Genomic DNA, 19,044 nt, shown 5'->3' on the forward strand with positions numbered 1-19,044 from the left:
GCATGCCCATGACCTCGTACCTGCTGCTCCTCGCCCTCGTGGCGGGCGAGCGCCTCGCCGAACTCGCCGTGGCCCGTCGCAACACCGCCTGGAGCCTGGCGCGCGGCGCCCGGGAGTACGGCCGAGGCCACTACCCGGCCATGGTCGCCCTGCACACGGCGCTGCTGGTCGGATGCGCCGTCGAACCGTGGGCCGCCGGCCGCCCGTTCCTGCCGCTGCTCGGCTGGCCCGCGCTCGCCCTGGTCGTGGGCGCGCAGGGACTGCGCTGGTGGTGCGTGGCCACCCTCGGTCCGCGCTGGAACACCCGGGTGCTGGTCGTGCCCGGGCTCGCGCCGGTCGCGGCCGGACCCTACCGGCGGCTCCGGCACCCGAACTACCTGGCGGTGGTGGTCGAAGGGCTCGCGCTGCCGCTGGTCCACTGCGCGTGGCTGACGGCGGCGGGTTTCTGCGTACTGAACGCGCTGCTGCTGCGGGTGCGCGTCCGCTGCGAGGATGCCGCGCTCGCCTACGCCGGTACCGGTGGCAGCCTCGTGGGCAGCGCGCCGTGATCGACCTGCTCGTGGCGGGCGGGGGTCCGGCCGGCTTGGCGACGGCCATCCACGGGGCCCTGGCCGGGCTGGAGGTGGTGGTGGCCGAGCCGCGTCCGACGCCGATCGACAAGGCCTGCGGCGAGGGGCTGATGCCGGGCGCCGTGCACCGGTTGGCGGAGCTGAGCGTCCCGGTGGCAGGCCGCGATTTCCGCGGCATCCGCTACGTCGACGGGGTGAGCGGTCTGCGCGCGGAGGGCCTGTTCCGGGAAGGCCCCGGGCGCGGGGTACGGCGTACGGAACTCCAGGCGGCGCTCGCGGACCGGGCCGAGCGTCTGGGTGTACGGGTGGTCGCGCGGCGCGTGGAGGAGGTCCGCCAAGACGAACACCGCGTCGGGGCGGCGGGCCTGACCGCCCGCTACCTGGTGGCGGCGGACGGCCTCCACTCGCCGGTGCGGCGCGCCCTGGGCCTGGCGGCACCGCCCGCGCCGGGGCGGCGGCCCCGCTACGGGCTGCGCCGCCATTACGCGGTGGCGCCGTGGAGCGACCTGGTGGAGGTGCACTGGGCACCGCGGTGCGAGGCGTACGTCACACCGCTCGGGCCGGACCGGATCGGGGTCGCGGTGCTGACCTGCGAGCAGGCGCCGTTCGAGGAGCAACTGGCCCGGTTCCCCATGCTGTCGGCCCGGTTGCCGGCGCCGAAGCCGGGCGACGCGGTACGCGGGGCGGGGCCGCTGCGCCAGCGTTCCCTGGCCAGGGTGGCGGGGCGGGTGCTGTTCGTCGGCGATGCGGCGGGGTACGTCGACGCGCTGACCGGGGAGGGGCTCTCGCTGGCGCTGGCCGCCGCGGGGGAACTCGTGCGGTGCGTGCGGGCGGGGCGGCCGCAGGAGTACGAGCGGGCCTGGCGGCAGGTGTCGCGGAGTTACCGGGCGCTGACCGGGTCCCTGCTGTGGGCGCGGGGGCAGCCCTGGCTTGCCGGGCGGATCGTGCCGCTCGCCGCCCGGCTGCCCGGGGTGTTCACCCGGGCGGTGAACCTCCTCGCCTGACAGCGGTTTGTGGGGCCCGGGCGATGTCCCGACGACCGTCGGGCCCGGGCGGCGTCCTGCCGCCCGGGCGCCCACGGTGGGCCGATCCGGGCACCTCAGGCGCCGTCGCCTTCCTCGGCCACCGCGGCACTGCGGGGGCCGTACATCAGGGCCAGTCCGGCGAGGACGGAACCGGCTCCGGCGCACAGGACGGTCGTGACGCCCGCCCAGGCGTGGGGGCCGCCCAGGGCTCCCGCCAGCGGGTCGAAGACGGCGATCCCGCCCACCAGGTGCAGCGCGACGACCCCGAGCGCGACGACCGCTGCCGCCCGCCACACCACCTCGGTGTCCCGTACCGCCAAGAGCAACCCGAGCCCCAGACAGAGCACCGAGACGGCCGTGGGCAGGTAGCCCACCGGGTCCACCGCCGGCAGGGCGGCGAGGTTCCCGGGCAGGTGCATGACCCCGCACAGCAGCAGTGCGGCGGCCACCGGCCAGCGCAGGACGTGGCTGAGGACGTCGCCCCGCGGCGCCTCGGGGCCTCGCCCGGGCGGCGGGGGCGGGTCCGGCCGGTCGCGCGGCGCCGCGCCCGGGTCCTCGGGGAGGTCATCGCCCGGGTCGCCGCCGCCCCCGTCCACGCCGCTCTCGCGGTGGGCGCCGTGCGGTGCCAGGGCGTGGGGGTCGTGGGTGCGGGGGTCGTGGGTGCGGGGGTCGTGGGCGGGCGGCCCGCCGGCGGCCGGTCCGTCCGCCGGGGTTTCGCCGGCGGACCCTCCGGTCGGGGCGGCCGCGGGTTCCGTGGGCAGGTCGGGACCGGCGCCGAGGGACCAGGCCAGGAGCGCGACGTCCTCGATGGGCCGGCCGAGGGCCGCCGCGCGCAGCGTGATGCCGGCCTCGACCTCCCCGTCCGGGGGTTCGCCCAGCAGGGTGACCATGTGCCGGACGTCGTCGACGGAACGCGACACGGCGGCCGCGGCCAACGCCTCCTGGCCCGACCGGGACAGCAGACCGGTCTCCTTGAGGAGGCCGACCAGGGCGGTGACCTCCTCGACGGGCCGGCAGGCGGCCGCCGTGTCCAGGAGGGTCCGTACCGACTCCGGCGGGTCGTCGGACGGCCCGGCGGCCGGGGAATGCCCGGGGCTGTCGGACACCCCGGCCCGTTCCCGGAGGGTGGGGTCGCGGTCCTCGTGGTTCTCGGGGGTGCCGTCGCGGTCGTCGTGCTGCGCCGCCGCGCGGGTGTTGCGGTCATCCATGGAAAGCTCCGTTCGACGCACGGGGTCTACCATCGCGCGCCGGTCATCGTGCGTCACGGGAATCGCACGCTTGGTTGCATTGAGCGGCATATGCGTCCACTGCGCCATTCGGGGCGGGCAAACGGGGGGTGACGCGGGCCCCGGTGATTTCCCCGGCCGTGCGGGGGCAAGCGGTCTTCCATGACTGTCTATCTCGTCACCATCCCCGGCACCTTGTTGACCGAACTCAGCCCCGACGCCCGGAGGCGGCTGGTGGGCGCGCTGCGGCCGGCGGACCCGCGGGGCACCGAGCTGGGGGTCGCGGAGGACCTGGACATCCTGTCGTTCTACTCCGGCTCCTCCGCGTTCAGCCTGCACCTGGAGGTCGAGGCCTCGGACACCGCGTCGGCGACGGACAAGGCCCGGGACCTGGCCTCGTCGGCACTGCGCGGCGCGGGGCTGGACGCCGAGGCCGCCCCGCTGGGCGATCCCGTGATCACGGGGATCGCCGGCGAGTAGCCCACCTGCGGTGACGGGCCCGGGAGCGCCTTCGAGATGCGTGCGCGCCGCGCTGCTGATTCCCTGGTTCCGCCCGCTCTCCACCACTGAGCCAAGGAGCAGATCATGAGCGTTGCAGGCGGATCCGGTGGCCGGTCGCGGCAGTTGCGCGAGAAGGCACAGGAGATGAGGACGGCGGCGGCGCGGACCGCCGACCCCCAGGAGCGCAAGCGCCTGGAGGACAAGGCCCGCCGGCTCCAGGAGCAGAGCGAGATGGAGAGTCGCATGATCGACGACCCCGGCATGGACCTGCGGTAGCGGCCGGGCGTGGCGTGAGGCCCACGGAGGTGCCGTGAAGGCCACGGAGGTACTGGCCGACGCCTACGGACGTGTCCGTGAGGTGGTGCACGAGGTGCTGGACGGGCTCTCGGCCGAGGAACTCAACGCGCGGGTCGACCCGGCGGCGAACTCCGTCGCGTGGCTCGTCTGGCACCTGACCCGGGTGCAGGACGACCACGTGGCGGACGCGGCCGGGCTGGAGCAGGTGTGGCACGCCCAGGGCTGGGCGGAGCGGTTCGGCCTCCCACTGCCGGCCGACGCCACCGGTTACGGGCACACGGCGCGGGAGGTCGCGAAGGTACGCGTCGACTCGGGTGAGTTGCTGCTCGGGTATTTCGACGCGGTGCACGAGCAGACCCTGCGGTTCGTCGGGGGGCTGGGCGCCGCCGACCTGGGCCGGGTGGTGGACGAGCGGTGGGACCCGCCGGTCACCCTCGGCGCGCGTCTGGTGAGCGTGCTGGCCGACGACCTGCAACACGCCGGGCAGGCCGCCTTCGCCCGGGGCGTGCTGGAGCGCCGGTAGCGGCGGCGGCCCGTCCGGCCGCCCCAACCGACCGCCCCGCCCGGCCGTCGCGGGCGGGCGGGGCGGCACCTGGCGGAACGCGTGTGCGTCGGACCGATGAGTACGGGTGGCCCCGGGAGTCCTGATGTGCGAAGGGGCCGGTCCACACCGCCGGCCGCACACCCGTCCAGCCATCGGGAAGGTGGAGCCATGACCGGCCTGCGCGACATCCTGGCATCGCACGTGGACAGCGGATACCTGCCGGGGGCGGTGGGGCTGGTGGCCCATGGCGACCGGGTCGAGGTGGCGGCGGTCGGCTCGGCCGGGATCGGTGACTTCGCCCCCATGGCCCGGGACACGATCTTCCGGGTGGCCTCGCTGACCAAACCGATCGCGGCCGCGGCGGCGATGCTCCTGATCGAGGAGGGGCGGCTCGCGCTCGACGAACCGGTCGGCGGGTGGCTGCCGGAACTCGCCTCGCCCGTGGTCGTCCGTACGCCGTCGAGCCCGCCGGACGACGTGGTGCCGGCCGAGCGGCCCATCACCGTGGAGCACCTGCTGTCGTGCCGGGCCGGGTACGGATTTCCCTCGGACTTCTCACTGCCGGCGGTACGGCCGCTGTTCACCGAGCTCAGGCAGGGCCCCCCGCAGCCCCGGCTGGTCGCCGAGCCGGACGCCTGGATGAGGACGCTGGCCGGGATCCCGTTGCTGCACCAGCCGGGCGAGGCCTGGCTCTACAACGCCTGCTCGGACATCCTGGGCGTGCTCATCGCCCGGGCCTCCGGCCGGACCTTGCCCGAGTTCCTCGCGGAGCGGATCTTCGAGCCGCTCGGGATGCGGGACACGGGCTTCGCCGTTCCGGCGGCCGACCTGGACCGCTTCACCGGCTACTACCGGGGCGGCGGCGAGGGCGGCGGGGGCGGCCTGGAGCCGGTCGACGCCCCCGACGGGCAGTGGAGTCGGATGCCGGCCTTCCCGTCCGCGGCGGGCGGGCTGGTCTCGACGGCGGACGACCTGTACGCCTTCGGCCGGATGCTGCTCGCCGGCGGGACGGTCGACGGGCGCCGACTGTTGTCCGCCGGGGCGGTCCAGCGGATGACCACCGACCGGCTGACCGCGGACCAGCGGGCCGGGGGCGCGCTCTTCCTGGAGGGCCAGGGCTGGGGGTTCGGGGGCAGCGTGGACGTGGAGCGCCTGAACCCCTGGAACGAGCCCGGCCGCTACGGATGGATCGGCGGCACCGGGACGGCGTCGCACATCGTCCCGGCCACCGGCTCGGTCACGATCCTGCTCACCCAGCGCGAACTGGCCGGCCCCACCTCGCCCGCTCTGATGCGCGAGTTCTGGCGGTACGCGGCCGGGTCCTGACCCGGCCTCCGACCCGGCCTCCCGAGGCCGGGCCGGGTCCGCGAACGGGTCCCCGCGCGCGGGCTCCGGTCAGCGCCTGACGCGCCACCCGAGCGTGGCGCGCAGGTTCGCGGCGATCTTCGGGTCGCGCACCGAGGGGGTGCGGTCCTCGGCCGTGACCTTCAGTTCGTGCGTCCGCGACCCGGAGAGGGACAGCTCCGCCACCCGTATGTCGGTCCGCCCGGCGAATCGTTTCAGCTCATGGCCGTCGAGATACCAGCGCACCACCAACTGGCGGCCGTCGGGGCCGGTGAGGCGGGGCACGGTGACCTTGGCCCGGTCGCGCGTGCGCAGGGTGCGGTCGGTCGGGGTGAGCGGGGTGAGGATGTGGGCGTGCCGGTGGAAACCCGCGATCATCGCCTCGACGCCGGGCAGGCTGAACGGCTTGCCGAGCACCCGCATGATCGAGGCGTCGGTCGGCCGGTAGAGGCCGGTGACGAAGTACCCGCCGCCCTCGTACGCGCCCACCGTGCCGCCGTCCGGGGACGGTTCGCCGAGCCAGCGGTACCACTTGGACCGGGCGTCGCGCATGCGGTCGGCGGTGAGGACGGAGGTGTTGGACTCGGCGGTCTCGGGGCCGGTGTACTCCTCGTAGCCGGGGGTGCCGGGGTAGAAGTACTCGTCGGCGAGCTTGCCGAGCGAGTGGCCGGTCTCGTGGACGGCGACCTGGCCGGACTTGGCGTTGCCGGCGGAGGCGGTGGAGATGCCCTCGTAGCCGAGGGTGGGGCTGGGTTCGTTGTAGCCGGCGCCGCCGTACTTGGTGCTGTTGGACAAGACGATGACGAGATCGGCGGCGGGGGCCTTCGCCACGTACGCGTCCACCTTGGGCTGGTCCACGCACAGCAGCCGTTCGACGCCGTCGCACCAGAAGTACGAGCCGAGGGCGGTGTCGCGGGTGGTGGCGGCGTCCGGGTCGCCGGAGACGCCGGACTCGCGGGAGACGGCGTCGACCGTCCAGACGTTGAACAGGTCGCGGTAGGTCGCGTACGGCTCGACGGCCGTTACCTCGGCCCACTTCTGCCGGGCGTCGTCGTGGAACTTCCCCAGTTCGGCGGCGGTGTATCCGTCGCCGATGACGACGACGTCGAGGCGGTCGGCGGTGGGGCCGTTGTCGACGGTCTTGGTGACCTCCCCGTCCGCCTCGCGTTCGGCGGCGGACAGCTTGGGCGGGGCCTTGTCGCGGCCGGCGGCCGGGACGCGGATGTGTCCGGAGCCGGCCTCACCGCCCTGTTCGGGCCCCGGCACCTCGACCTCCACCGTGTGGGGTGCGGACGGTCCGGGCGGCGGGGCGGCCGCTCCGGCGGGTACGGCGGCCAGCAGGACGGCGCTCGTACCGAGGGCGGCGACGGCCAGGCGGACGGTCGAGCGGATGGGTGACCCCATGAAGCCCCTCCCCGAGGAACATAAACAATAAGATAAGCAGGCTTAACCGGGTGCTTAAGTTAGGGGCGTCCGGATGACGTGCGCAATGGGCATCTCCCGCTGAATACTGGGGAGTTCATTCGAGCAGGGGGAATTTCATGGACGAACCGGCAGCTATCGGTCGCCGCGTTCAGCGTCTGCGGGCCGAACGCGCCCTGACGCAACGGCAACTGGCCGAGCCCGTGTACACACCGGCCTACATCTCCACCCTGGAATCGGGCCGCGTCCGCCCCTCCGAGGCCGCCCTGCGTTTCCTCGCCGGGCGCCTCGGCACGTCCTACGAGGAACTCGCCACCGGCCGCCCCGCCCGTCTGGCCACCGAGTTGCGCCTCGCACTGACCGACGCCCAGCGGGCCCTCGCGACGGGCGCCGCCGACGAGGCCGCCGTCCTCTTCCGGCGGCTGCTCACCGACGCCGAGCAGCTCGACCTGGACCCGGAGCGGGCGGAGGCCCTGCTGGGGCTGGGGGAATGCGCCCTGGAGGGCGGCGAACTCGGCGACGCCATAAGGCACTTCGAGTCGGCGGAGCGGCTCCTGGGACACGAGCCGCTCCCCCGCCGCGTCCGCGCCGTCCGCGGCCGGGCCGTGGCCCACCTGCTCGCCGGGGAACTGCGCTACGCCTGCTACCTCCTGGAGACGTCCATCGACGAGCTGAACTCCGGCGGGCTGGGCGACCCCGAGGCGCTCGTACTGCTCTACGCCGCGGTGATCGGCCCGTACATGGACATGGGCGCCCACGCCCGCGCGGCCCACGCCGCCGAACTCGCCCTGGCGCTCGCGCCGCAGGTCCAGGACCCGGCGCTGGTCGCGGGAATGCACCGGCAGGTCGCGCGGACGTTCCTGGCCGAGGGCCGCACCGCCGACGCCGACGCCTCGCTCGCCAAGGCCCAGGCGGTCTACCGGCAACTGAGCTTGCGCACAGATCTGGCGCACTGCCACTGGATGCGCGGCTACGTGCAGGCGCAGCGGGGTGAACTCGTGGAGGCCGAGGTCCAGTTGCGTACGGCACGGGACATGCTCGCCGCCAAGCGGGCGACGCTGTACACCGCCCAGGTGGAAGTCGAGCTGGCCGACGTACTGCGCCGGCTCGGCCGGTACGACGAGGCCACGGGGCTGATGTCGGCGCTGCTGGAGCTCGATGAGCGCCACGGCGCCGTGCACGCGGGCGGCGCGCACCGGTTGCTCGGTCTCATCGCCGAGGAGCGCGGGGACGTCGAGGGCGCCGAGGAGCAGTACGTGCGGGCGCTGGCCCTGTTGGAGCGCAGCGGGGCCGACGGCGACCTCGCGGACCTGTGCCGACTCCTCGGGGACCTGCTGCGGCGCGCCGGTCGCACCGAGTCCGCCCTCGACGTGTACCGCACGGGTCTCGGGCACCGGGCGGTCCCGGGCACCACGACCCTGGGCCCGGCCCCGGCGGCGCCGGCGGGCGCGCCGTCCGCGCCGCGGGACCCCGACTGAGCGCGCACGGCCGGCCCCGGTCGGGCCACCCCGTGGACCGCCCCGGTCAGGTCCGTTCAGATCCGGACGCGTACGGCGTCGGCCGGTCGTCGGCGGCGCGGGCGGTGCAGGAACGGGCGACCTCGTCGGCGAAGAGGCGGGCCGGCGGGGTCAGGGCGCTCCAACGGCGGACGGCCCAGCCCACCGCGAGGGGCGGCAGGGCGGGGACGGGCAGCAGGCGCAGCGGCCCATCCGAGCCGGGGACCCGCCAGCCCGGCAGGGCCGGGACCAAGGCGTGCCCGAGGCCGAGTTCGGCCAGGAGCAGGGCGGTGTCCCAGTCGGCCACGCTGGTGTCGGAGCGGCTGATCCGGACCCCGCGGGCGGCGAGGGCGGTATCGAGCTGGGCGCGGGAGGCTGAGTTCTCCGGGAGCCTGATGTGGCGGATACCGCCGAGCTCGGCGGGTTCGATGCGTGGCCGGCCGGCGAGGGGGTCGTCGGCGCCGACCGCGAGGACCCAGGGCAGGTGCATGACGGGGCGCTGTTCGATGCCGCGGACGGGGTCACCGATGGTGATCCAGGCGAGGTCGAGGTCGTCTGCGGCGAGGGCGGCGAAGCAACCGCGGCTGGAGTTCTCGGTCTGGAACTCCAGGCTCACCTCGGGGTGGCGGCGTCGGAAGGTGACGACGGCCTCGGACATGAAGTGCCGGACGGTCGTCGCGCCCGTGGTGACGCGTACCGATCCGGCGTCCCCGTGGACCAGGTCGTCGAGGCGGCGCAGGGCCCCGTCGAGGCCGGCGATGCCGTCGGCCGCGGCGGCGAGCAGGATTCGACCGGCCTCGGTGGGGACCACCCCGCGGGCGTGGCGTTCCAGCAGCGCGGCGCCGGTCTCCCTCTCCAGGCGTCGGACGTGCTGGCTGACGGCCGGCTGGGTCCGGCCGAGATCACGGGCGACGGCGCTCAGGCTGCCGGTACGGCACACGGCGACGAAGACACGGAGGTCGTCGAGGGTCATGAGAGCCAAGCTACAGCTTGGGTCTGCGGACGAAATCCGGGGATTGACTTGGGTTTTGCGCTCGGTGACGATCGATGCAGGGCCCGGGCGGCAACCCGGACCCGCGCCCGCCGGGGAGTCCGGACTCCAGGCGGGCGCGGTTCCGGGTGCCGACCCACTACGGGCCCGTTCGGGCGCCGGGGCGTGGGGCTACGGCGTGAAGGTCCACCGTTGGGCCGGTGTGCCGGCGCAGGCGACTCGGGTGAGGCGGGTGCCGTCGGCGGTCGCCGACCCCTGGGGTGTCAGGCATTGGCCGGCGTTGCGCAGGCTGCCGTCGGGTCCGGGCTGCCAGTTCTGGCCGGCGGCCGTGCCGCAGGGTTGCACGGTGACGGCCGCCGCGTTGGTGGCGTCCAGACACACGCCGCCGAGGCCGGTGAGCCGGCCGTCGCTCCGCAGGGTCCAGCGTTGGTTGGGGCCGCCGTGGCAGGTGTAGAGGGTGGGTTCGGTGCCGGGAGTGGTGCTGCTGTGCGGCAGGTCGGCGCATGAGGTGGACGCGGAGTTGACGAGGGTGGCGTCCTCCGGGAGGGGCGCCGCCCGTCCGGTGGCGGTGAGTTCGGCCGCACTGGTCCACGGTCCTCGGCCGCCCGCCTCGCCCAGGGCGCGCAGGCGCAGGTAGCGGCCCGTCCTCGCGGGCAGGGTGATCCGTTTCTCCGCCGCGGTGTCGGCGAAGGTCCCGGTGGCCACCGGTGCGCCCCAGTCGGTGGTGGTGTCGGACAGGTAGACCTCGTAGGAGCCGATCCGCCCGTTGACCCCGCCGTCCTGTCGGGGCAGGTAGCCCAGGCCGTCGACGGTGTAGCGGGCGCCGAGGTCGATCCGCAGGTCGTGCGGCAGTGGCGCGGCGGTGCCGGAGGACCACGCCGTGTGCCACATCGTGGACGGGTCGCCGTCGAAGGCGTTCACGGCGGCCCCGTTCTCGGCGGCGCTCTCCTGGCTGTCGGCGGAGACCAGGCTCCAGGACGACCGCGGCAGGGGGGTGGAGCCGGTCGGGACGGCGCCCGCCTCGGGGAGGCGCACCCCGGAGGCCGTGACGCTGAAGGCGCCGTGTCGGGTACCGGTCTTGACCCACAGGACACCCGACCGGTCGGCCGGGTCGAAGAACCATCCGGTGGTGGCGGCGTCGTACGCGCTCTTGGAGGCGAGCGGGGCGAGCGCGGCGCCGTCCACGGTGAGAGCGGAGGGCGCGGAGGCGACGTGCAGGGTGAACTCGTATCCGCGCGAGGCAGGTTGGCCCGCGTAGCTTCCGACGGGCGCGCCCACGGAGACGGTGACGGCGCCCGTACCGGCGGTGGGGGCGCTGACGTCCACCTGTTGGCGGGCGGACGCGCCCGACTCGTACGCGCGGGTGCGACCGTCGTCCTCGTAGAGGCTGAACGAGGAGTGCCCGCGCGGGTGGATGTCGTAGGTGAGGGTGGAGACGGGCTTCTCGCCGGTGTAGTTCATCTGCGGCCACATCGGCACGATCGCGCCGCCCTTCACGAAGAGCGGCAGCGTGTCGAGGGGCGCCTGGTAGCCGTTGAGCCAGCCGGGGCCGGAGTAGGTCGTGCCGGTCCAGTAGTCGGTCCAGGTGCCGGCGGGGAGGTAGATGCCGTCGCGTACGGAGGTGTGGGAGACGACGGGTGCGACGAGGAAGGAGTCGCCCGCCATGAACTGGCCGCTGGTGAGGTTGCCGCGGGCCACCGGGTCGTCCGGGTACTCCAGGACCATCGCGCGGGTGCTGGGCACGCCGGTGTCGTGCGCGACGCGGCTCATCGTGTACAGGTACGGCATCAGCCGCATCTTGAGCCGGAGGTATGTGCGGTTGACGGACAGGTAGGGCTCGGCGAACCGCCAGGGCTGCTTGTCCTGGTATCCGGCGGCCGGGTTGGTCGCGCCCCAGCCGGACATGGTCATGAACGCCGGGGTGAAGGACTTCCACTGGAGGTCCCGGACGTAGGTCTCGGGGCTGCCGCCGAAGATGCCGTCGACGTCACCGGAGGCGTAGTTGAGGCCGGACAGGCCGGCGCCCGCGATGGCGGGGACGTGCCAGCGCATGTCGTCCCAGGTGCCGTTGGTGTCGCCGGTCCAGACGACGGCGTTGCGCTGGGTGCCGGCCCAGCCGTCCACGGTCCAGACGTAGCGACGGGCGTCGGAGTTCTTCTCGATGCCCTCGACGGCCTGCCGGACACCGGTGAAGGCGCTCTTGTACCCGCCGCCGATCCAGGCGACGTCCGTCTTCACGCCCCGGGTGCCGGCCGTGCCGACCTCGGTCGCGATGTCGCCGAGTCCGGTGGAGGTCCACAGGCCGGTCTGGAAGCCCTTGGCCTTGAGGGCGTCGACGGTGGACTTCAGGGGCGCGGTGTAGCCGCAGCCGTAGCCGTCGTTGGGCAGGAACCAGCCCGAGGGCATGTCGGCGGCGCGGGCGTCGGCGGCGTAGCCGACCACGTCCGGGGTGGTCTGGTGGCGCGGGCGGTCGTGGTCGCCCTGGTAGTCGGGGTTGGAGGCGTTGAAGCAATCGGCGTTGCCCAGTTCGAAGCCCCACATCGGGGCCAGGAAGGGTTTCCCGCTGACGTCGGTGTAGGCGTCGAGGACCGACTTGAGGGAGTAACCGGTGAAGTACCAGGCGTCGAAGCGCTTCTCGTCGTGGGTGAGGGTGGTGGGCGCGTTGAACCCGTACGAGCCCGGGGCCCAGGTGTTGCGCATGACGCCGTAGCCGTTGGTGGACATGTAGAAGGGGGCCGGGCTGGCGTTGTCGTTCTCGCGCCACTTGTTGTCGACGGCCACGGGGACGGTCTTGCCGCGCAGGGCCCATTCCCCGAGGCGCAGGCCGGTCCCGTAGAACTGCTCGTCGGCGCCTCGGGCGAGGTACTGGGTGGTCTGGGTGCCGGTCCAGGAGGTGGGCCGGGTCTCCTGCCAGACGAGGGTGGCGTTGTCGGCCCGGTAGACGGAGAACCGCAGGGGCGTCTTGTCGACGCGTATGGAGAGGGCTCCGGTGTTGATCCGGTAGTAGCCGCCCGCGTCGGTGGATGTGGCGTCGACGGGGCCGAAGTCGGTGGTGGGGGCGAGGTCGGTGCCGGCCGGGTCCTGGGTGAAGGCCCCGTCGGGCGAGAGCCACAGCCGGAAGATGTCGGCGCGGGCGACGACCACGCGGGCCTTGGCACCGGAGGAGGTGGTCACGGTGAAGGTGTTGCCGGACCGGGTGAGGCCGGTGGCGTCGCCCGCCGTGGTGGGGGCCGGGGCCGCGTCGGCCGGTGGGGCCGCGGGGCCGGCGGCGGCCAGCCCTACCACGGCGAGGAATCCGGCGAGCAGGGCGGCGCCGGGTATGCGGCGGCGCGTGCCGGCCCGGCGTCTCGCGGGGGTGCGGGTGGGGAGGGAACGGACGCGCCTCAGGGTCAGTGTCATGGGGCAGCTCCTCGTGCGGTCCGGGTCACGGACTCACCGCTTTGGCATGCGCCTGGCAACAGCACAGCCAAGATAGCGGCTCACGGGCTCGCCATGAAGAAAGATGCTTGAAATTGCGCTCTACCACGCAACTTCGCGCACGAAGGGGCGCGGCCTCAGACCTCGTCGAGACGCTCGATGGCGACCAGCGCCGCGTCGTCCCCCAGTCGACCACCCGGAGAGTGCCGGAGCAGGTCCGCGCACAGGTGGCGCAGCAGGTCCTCCGGGCCCTCGCCCGGCCACGCGGCGGCCCGCTCGGTCAGCGGGTAGAAGGCGCCGGACGCGTCCCGTGCCTCGATGACCCCGTCCGTGTACAGAAGCACCACGTCGCCCGGTTCGAAGGGGAACGACTGCGGGGTGAAGCCGCCCGGCACGAGGCCCGAAAGCCCCAGCGGCGGTGCGGGGTGGTCCACTTGGAGCGGGACGGCCCGGCCGTCGCGCAGCAACAGCGGCGGGGGGTGACCGCAGCTGACGACCCGCAGGATCGTCTCGGCGTCCGGGATGTCGACCACGGCGGCGGTGGTGAACCCCTCCCCCGGCGGCCGGCCCGCGTCGTCTCGCGTCTCGTCGTCCACGTCCGCGGCGACCGCGCCGTCGAGGTAGGCGACCAGTTCGGGCAGACCCGCCTTGCGGTGTGCGGCCGATCGGAAGGCGCCGAGGACGATCGCCGCCTCCCCGACCGCCTCCAGGCCCTTGCCCCGGACGTCCCCGATGAGCAGCCGGGTGCCGTCGTCCGTGCGGGTCGCGGCGTAGAAGTCACCGCCGATCCGGGCCTCGGCCTCGGCCGCCAGGTAGACCGAGGCCAGCCGCAGGGGCCCCAGACGCTCCCGCAGCGGCCGCAGCAGGACCTGCTGCGCGGTCTCGGCCACCGAGCGGAGTTGGGTGAGCTGTGCCTCGTGCACCTCCCGCAGATGCGCGAAGAAGGTGACGAACACCGAGATCAGCACGAGCGCGACGATCTGGAAGGCGTGGTTCAGGTCGGTGACGGTGGTCCTGGCGACGGCCACCGCCACCTGCGCCGCCACCGCCACCGCACCGATGAACGCGGTCGCCCGGGGCCCCGCGAACGAGGCGGTGACGGCCGGGGCGGCGGCCAGGAAGGGGCCGAGGTGGACGTCGGGCGGCGCGAGCACGTCGACGGTGGTGACGATCGCGATCAGCCCCAGGGGAACGGACAACATCGCCACGCGCGCTTCCGGGTACCGGCGAGTCCCTCCGTGCTGCGGGCGTAGGTCCATGACTCCTGCATACACCCGGGCCGCTCCTTCCCGGCGCAGGGGCGCGCACGCGGCCGAGCGGTACCCGCCCCGCCCTGCCGGGCACGGCGGCGCGACCCCCGGCGGCGAACCGGCCACCGGCGGGTGGTGGGGTCAGATGTCGAGCGTCGTCCCGGGGGCGACGACCAGGAGCGGTGGGGACGGTGTGGCCTGCCGGTGGCCGCAGGGATCGAAGACGAGGACGAGGGGCTCCCCGGGCCGCCCGCGCCAGGAGATCCGTTCCGCGCGACCGGCGCACACCGGACAGCGCGGCAGCGGGGCGGGGCGGGCCCCGGCGGCCCCGGGCGCCACCCGGAGCGTCGGCGGCGGGGTGTGCGGGTCGGGCATGGCCACTCCCTGGTCCGGCGGTGGTGCTGCTGGCACTGTGTCATGCGCGGCCGTCGTACGCACGGGCGATCCGCCCGGTGCGCCGGCAGGTCACCACACCGCTCGCGGACTCACGCGCCGGCCCGGGCTTCGGGCGCCCCGCCCTCGACCGCGACCAGACCCGACTCGTAGGCCGCGATGACCGCCTGGGCGCGGTCGCGGACGCCCAGCTTGCCGAACACACCGGTGAGGTGGTTCTTCACCGTGGAGACGCTGATGTCCAGTTCCCCGGCGATCCGGGCGTTGTCGAGGCCCCCGGCGAGCAACCGCCAGATCTCCAGCTCGCGCGGGGTCAGACCGTCCCGCCCCGCCGGGACGCACACGGACCGCGGGGAAGGGGCGGGGGTGCGGACGTAGGTGGAGATGAGCCGGGTGAGCAGCCGCGGGGCGACGGCCGCCTCGCCCGCGTGCACGGTGCGGACGGCCGTGATCAGTTCCTCCGGGGAGACGTCCTTGGGGAGGAAGCCGTACGCTCCCGCGCGCAGGGCGCCGACCACGTACTCGTCCATGTCGAAGGTGCTGAGGGCCAGTACCCGGGACCCGGGCGCGGTGCGGGCCAGTTCGGCGGTGGCCGCGACTCCGTCGAGCACCGGCATCCGGATGTCCATCACCACCACGTCGGGCGCCAGTACGCGTACGAGGGCCACCGCCTCGGTCCCGTCCCCGGCCTCGCCGACGACCTCGACGTCCGGCTCGGGCGCCATGATCAGCGTCAGGCCGCGCCGGACGAGCGGCTGGTCGTCCGCGATGAGCACCCGGATCATGTGTGGCCCCCTTCCCGTACCGGGCCGGTGCCCGCCACGCCGGTCAAGACGCCGGCAGGACGGCCGCCACCCGGAAACCTCCGCCGTCGAGCGGCGCGGCCTCCAGGGTGCCGCCCTGGAGGGCGACCCGTTCACGCATTCCCAGCAGACCGTACCCGGAGCCGGGTGCCGCTGGTGAGGGCGTCGGGTGCGCGGGCGCGCGTGCGGGCGACGGGCCGTCCGCCGGGCCGCCGGGACCGTCGTCGGACACCTCCACGAGGACGTGGTCGGGGCGGTAGCTCAGCCGTACGTCGGCCTTCGCCCGGCCCGCGTGCCTGCGGGTGTTGGTCAACGCCTCCTGCACGATCCGGAACACGGTCAGGCCCACGCTCGGCGGCAGCGGCCGGACGGGACCGTCGACGGTGAACGCGGTCTCCGTCCCGGCGAGCCGTGCTTCGGTCACGATGCGGTCGAGGTCCGCGGTTCCGGGCTGGGGGGCCGGCGGGGCGATCTCCGGGTCCTCGCCCGCCCTCAGGACGCGCAGGAGTTGGCGCATCTCGCCCAGTGCCGTCCGGCCCGACTGCTCCAGGACGACGAGGGCCTCACGGGCCGCCTCCGGGTCGTGGGCCAGGTTGGCCCTCGCCCCACCGGCCATCAGCTGCATGGTGGTGATGTGGTGGGCCACGATGTCGTGGAGCTCCCGGGCGATCCGGCGGCGTTCCCCGGCCACCGCCCGGTCGGCCAGCAGCACGCGTCTCGCCTCCCCCTCGCGCTGCCGGCGGCCCATCGACAGGCCGGCGCCGATACTCAGGGCCGCGGCCAGGGCGGTGTTGAGCGCGCCCCATCCGGCGGCGGTCCAACTCTCGGTCCGGGCGAGGAGCGGCATCACCACGGTCAGGGCGGCGGCCCCCGCGACGGTTCGGGGGCCGCTCAGCCTGCCGACCGAGTACAGGGCCACGGCGAGGGCGGCCGTGAAGTGCTGGGGCAGCGGGGCGGTGAGTTCCATGGCGACGTCGAGTACCACGACCGCGACGACCACGGGACCCGGATGACGCCGCCGGGCGAGCAGGCAGAGCGCGGCGAGCACGAGGAGGGCGAAGCCGGGAACGCGCAGGGCCGCCCCGTCGATCGTGGCGGAGGCCGAGTAGCCCAACACGTCCACCGCGGCGGCGCCGACGACCACGAGCGCGTCGTTGCGGGTCCAGGCGAAGGACCCGGTCCCTTTCGGGGTACGCGGGCCACCCCCAAGGCGTGTCGGCATCCTGCCCGGCCCTCCCCCTCATCGACGCGCGCCGGCCGATCGGTACCGGTCGCGCTCCTTCGCTCCGGACCCATTCTCTCGCGCACGGCGCCCTCCCCCGCCGTACCCGGGGAGGAGCCGGACCCGGGACTCCGGTCCCGGTCGGCGGCGCGGGCCCGGCCCCGGTCCCGGGTGCGGACTCCTCCCCCGTCCCGACGTTTCCCGGCGCGTGCGGTGATGGGCTGATGGGCGACCGGGGACCACCGGTCCGGTGACGTGATGGAGGACCCTTTGATCCGCGCCCTGACCGGCTTCGCCACCCGAAGTCCATGGAAGGTCATCGTCGTCTGGGCGGTATTGGGCATCGCCCTGGCCGTGCTGGGCCAGGCGTTCGCCCCCCGCGCCACCGAGGCGAACACCGGCGAGTTCCTGCCCGCCGGGTACGACTCCGCCGCGGCCCTGCGGGTCGCCGAGCGGCACTTCGGGACCAGGCCCGACGCCAATCCGCTGACGCTGGTCGTGGCCCGCTCCGACGGCGGCGCGCTGACGGCCCAGGACGAACGACGGATCGACGCCGAGGCCGCGGAAGTGGCGCGGCGCCGGGTGGCGATGCCCAAGACCGAGGACTCGGCGCCGTTCGGCCGGGACTACTCCCAACGTCCGCGGCTCAGCCCGGTCATGACGGCGCCGGACCGCTGCTTCCGGCTGCTGGCGGTGGAGTTGACGGGAAACCCGACCGATCCGGGCATGCAGGACCTGTACCGGGCCTTCCGGGACGCGACCCGCGCCGAGTTCGCCGGGGAGGGCCTGCGCGTCGGGTTCGCGGGCGCGCTGCCCGAGTCCGTGGACAGCGCCGACGACGGGAAGACCCGGTCGACGGTGGTGGGCGCGCTGGTGCTCGGCGTGATCGTGCTGCTGCACCTCCTGGTGTTCCGCAGCGTCATGGCGGCCGTGATCCCGCTGGTGGCGGTGAGCGTCGTCGGCGGCGCCGCGACGGGCGTGGTGGTCGGCGCCGCGCTGCTGACGGGGGTGCGGCTGGACACGTCGACACCGCAACTGATCGGCGTGGTGCTGCTGGGCATCGGCATCGACTACTTCCTCTTCCTGCTGTTCCGCTTCCGCGAACAACTGCGGGCGCGGCCCGGGCAGAGCGGCCGGGAGGCGGCGGCCGAGGTGGCGGGCCGTGTGGGTACTGCGGTCACCTGCGCGGCGTTGACCATCGTCGCCGCCTTCTCGACCCTCGGGGTCGCCACCTTCGGGCAGTTCCGGGTGCTCGGTCCGGCGGTCGCGGTGTCCGTCCTGGTGATGCTGCTGGGCAGCCTGACGCTGATGCCGGCCCTCCTCGCGGTCGCCGGGCGCAGGATGTTCTGGCCCTCGCGCCCCTGGGAGCGGGAACCCCGTCCGGGCGTGGCCGCCCGGACGGGCGAGTGGATCGCGCGGCGCCCGGCGGCGGCGGCGATCGCCTCGGTGGCCCTGCTCGGGGCACTGGCCGCCGGTCTGGTGGGGATACGGATGGACTACGGCCAGGGCGGCCCGGACGGACCGCGCACGGCCGCGTCGGACACCGCCTCCGAGATCGCCCGCGCGTTGCCGGCCGGGGCCTCGGACCCGGCCGGGGTGTTCGTCACCGCCTCCGACGGGGGCACGCTGACCACCGGGCGGCTGGACGGCCTGGCGCAGGCGCTCGCCCGGGTCCCCGGGGTGGGGCGGGTGGCCCCGGTGGTGCTGAGCGATGACCGCGAGGCGGCCCGCATCGATGTGCTCCTCACCGTCGACCAGCGGCGGCAGGAGGCCCGGGACCTGGTCGCGGGTCCGCTGCGGAAGGCGGTGGCCGAGCACCGGCCGGAGGGCACCGATGCCCACGTCGGCGGGACGGCTGCGGTCTTCTCCGACATCTCGGTCGCGGTGGACGAGGACCTGCGGGTGGTGTTCCCGGTGGCGGCGGTATTGATCGCGCTGATCCTGCTCCTGCTGCTGCGGAGCCTGCTCGCGCCGGTGGTCCTGATGCTGTCGGTGGGGCTGGGGTTCGCCGCCACGCTGGGCGCCGCCGCCCTGGTGTTCCAGCACGCGCTGGAGCGGCCGGGCGTGGACTTCACGCTGCCGCTGGTGCTGTTCCTGTTCGTGGTGGCGTTGGGCACCGACTACAACATCCTGATCACCGACCGGATCCGGGAGGAGACGGAGCGACCCGGCCCGGTCCGCGCGGCGGTGGCCCGGGCGGTCCGGCACACGGCGCCCGCCATCGCGACGGCGGGGCTGGTACTGGCGATCTCCTTCGGGAGTCTGGCCGCGGGCCCCGGTTCCTCGACGCGGCAGATCGGCTTCGCGACGGGGCTCGGCATCCTGCTCTCCGCCTTCCTGCTGTCGATCGTGCTGGTGCCGGCGCTCGCCGCGCTGCTCGGGCGCTCCCTCTGGTGGCCGTCGCGGCCGCGCGACGCCGCCCGGCGGTCGCCGGCGCCCGAGCCCGAGCGGGCCATGGCCGGCTGAGGCCGGGCCGCCGTCGCCGGAGCGCCGGTGCGCGAGGGACCGTCCTCGCGCACCGGCGCCCGTGTAGCGGCCCGTCGG

The 19,044-nt window shown here is 74.6% G+C and carries 16 protein-coding genes; 8 read left to right on the forward strand and 8 right to left on the reverse strand.

Translation table 11 applies throughout. The features are described 5' to 3' along the window. Positions 1–8: 8 nt before the first annotated feature. Complete coding sequence (locus E6R62_RS10420) at positions 9–548, forward strand: isoprenylcysteine carboxyl methyltransferase family protein (protein ID WP_136213147.1); 540 nt, start codon at positions 9–11, stop codon at positions 546–548. Further along, positions 545–1,573 (forward strand): NAD(P)/FAD-dependent oxidoreductase, encoded by a 1,029-nt coding sequence (locus E6R62_RS10425; protein WP_136213071.1) that lies wholly within the window; start codon positions 545–547, stop codon positions 1,571–1,573. Before E6R62_RS10420 ends, E6R62_RS10425 begins: the two co-directional genes overlap by 4 nt. Positions 1,574–1,668: 95 nt before the next feature. Here the strand turns inward: E6R62_RS10425 and E6R62_RS10430 are convergent, their stop codons facing one another. Further along, positions 1,669–2,802, reverse strand: a complete 1,134-nt coding sequence (locus E6R62_RS10430; protein ID WP_136213072.1) for a hypothetical protein — start codon at positions 2,800–2,802, stop codon at positions 1,669–1,671. A 180-nt stretch (positions 2,803–2,982) separates the two neighbouring features. On the opposite strand from E6R62_RS10430, the gene E6R62_RS10435 reads away from it, so the two are divergent. The 4 genes from E6R62_RS10435 (at position 2,983) to E6R62_RS10450 (ending at position 5,488) form a co-directional block, all read left to right on the forward strand. Further along, entirely contained in the window at positions 2,983–3,300 is a 318-nt protein-coding gene (locus tag E6R62_RS10435; RefSeq protein ID WP_136213073.1) for a hypothetical protein, read from the forward strand. 105 nt (positions 3,301–3,405) lie between these two features. Beyond that, on the forward strand, positions 3,406–3,597 hold the full coding sequence (locus E6R62_RS10440; RefSeq protein WP_136213074.1) for a DUF6381 family protein: 192 nt from the start codon (positions 3,406–3,408) through the stop codon (positions 3,595–3,597). A gap of 34 nt (positions 3,598–3,631) precedes the next feature. Further along, complete coding sequence (locus E6R62_RS10445; protein ID WP_136213075.1) at positions 3,632–4,141, forward strand: DUF664 domain-containing protein; 510 nt, start codon at positions 3,632–3,634, stop codon at positions 4,139–4,141. A 189-nt stretch (positions 4,142–4,330) separates the two neighbouring features. Beyond that, positions 4,331–5,488, forward strand: coding sequence for a serine hydrolase (locus E6R62_RS10450; protein ID WP_136213076.1), 1,158 nt, complete (start codon positions 4,331–4,333; stop codon positions 5,486–5,488). Between the two features lie 69 nt (positions 5,489–5,557). Here E6R62_RS10450 and E6R62_RS10455 read toward each other — a convergent pair whose 3' ends face one another. Next, complete coding sequence (locus E6R62_RS10455; protein WP_136213077.1) at positions 5,558–6,910, reverse strand: M64 family metallopeptidase; 1,353 nt, start codon at positions 6,908–6,910, stop codon at positions 5,558–5,560. 137 nt (positions 6,911–7,047) lie between these two features. Here E6R62_RS10455 and E6R62_RS10460 point away from each other — a divergent pair, with 137 nt between their 5' ends. After that, positions 7,048–8,406, forward strand: a complete 1,359-nt coding sequence (locus E6R62_RS10460; protein WP_136213078.1) for a tetratricopeptide repeat protein — start codon at positions 7,048–7,050, stop codon at positions 8,404–8,406. Positions 8,407–8,452: 46 nt separating this feature from the next. Here E6R62_RS10460 and E6R62_RS10465 read toward each other — a convergent pair whose 3' ends face one another. The 6 genes from E6R62_RS10465 to E6R62_RS10490 form a co-directional block, all read right to left on the reverse strand. Continuing rightward, positions 8,453–9,397, reverse strand: a complete 945-nt coding sequence (locus E6R62_RS10465; protein WP_136213079.1) for a LysR family transcriptional regulator — start codon at positions 9,395–9,397, stop codon at positions 8,453–8,455. Positions 9,398–9,586: 189 nt separating this feature from the next. Next, positions 9,587–12,814 carry a TIM-barrel domain-containing protein gene (locus E6R62_RS10470; protein ID WP_136213080.1) on the reverse strand — a complete coding sequence of 1,076 codons (3,228 nt, stop codon included), beginning with the start codon at positions 12,812–12,814 and terminating at the stop codon, positions 9,587–9,589. Between the two features lie 155 nt (positions 12,815–12,969). Then, entirely contained in the window at positions 12,970–14,034 is a 1,065-nt protein-coding gene (locus E6R62_RS10475; protein ID WP_240801598.1) for a PP2C family protein-serine/threonine phosphatase, read from the reverse strand. Between the two features lie 189 nt (positions 14,035–14,223). Next, complete coding sequence (locus tag E6R62_RS10480) at positions 14,224–14,457, reverse strand: hypothetical protein (protein WP_168714011.1); 234 nt, start codon at positions 14,455–14,457, stop codon at positions 14,224–14,226. A 110-nt stretch (positions 14,458–14,567) separates the two neighbouring features. Beyond that, positions 14,568–15,260, reverse strand: coding sequence for a response regulator transcription factor (locus tag E6R62_RS10485; RefSeq protein WP_136213083.1), 693 nt, complete (start codon positions 15,258–15,260; stop codon positions 14,568–14,570). A 43-nt stretch (positions 15,261–15,303) separates the two neighbouring features. Then, a complete protein-coding gene (locus tag E6R62_RS10490) occupies positions 15,304–16,500 on the reverse strand; it encodes a sensor histidine kinase (protein ID WP_136213084.1) in 1,197 nt (398 codons plus the stop codon). A gap of 258 nt (positions 16,501–16,758) precedes the next feature. Between E6R62_RS10490 and E6R62_RS10495 the strand changes: the two genes are divergently transcribed. Beyond that, positions 16,759–18,966 carry an MMPL family transporter gene (locus E6R62_RS10495; protein WP_240801589.1) on the forward strand — a complete coding sequence of 736 codons (2,208 nt, stop codon included), beginning with the start codon at positions 16,759–16,761 and terminating at the stop codon, positions 18,964–18,966. The last annotated feature ends 78 nt before the right edge of the window (positions 18,967–19,044 follow it).

The sequence above is a fragment of the Streptomyces sp. A1136 genome (genome assembly GCF_004795055.1).
Lineage (GTDB): Bacteria > Actinomycetota > Actinomycetes > Streptomycetales > Streptomycetaceae > Streptomyces.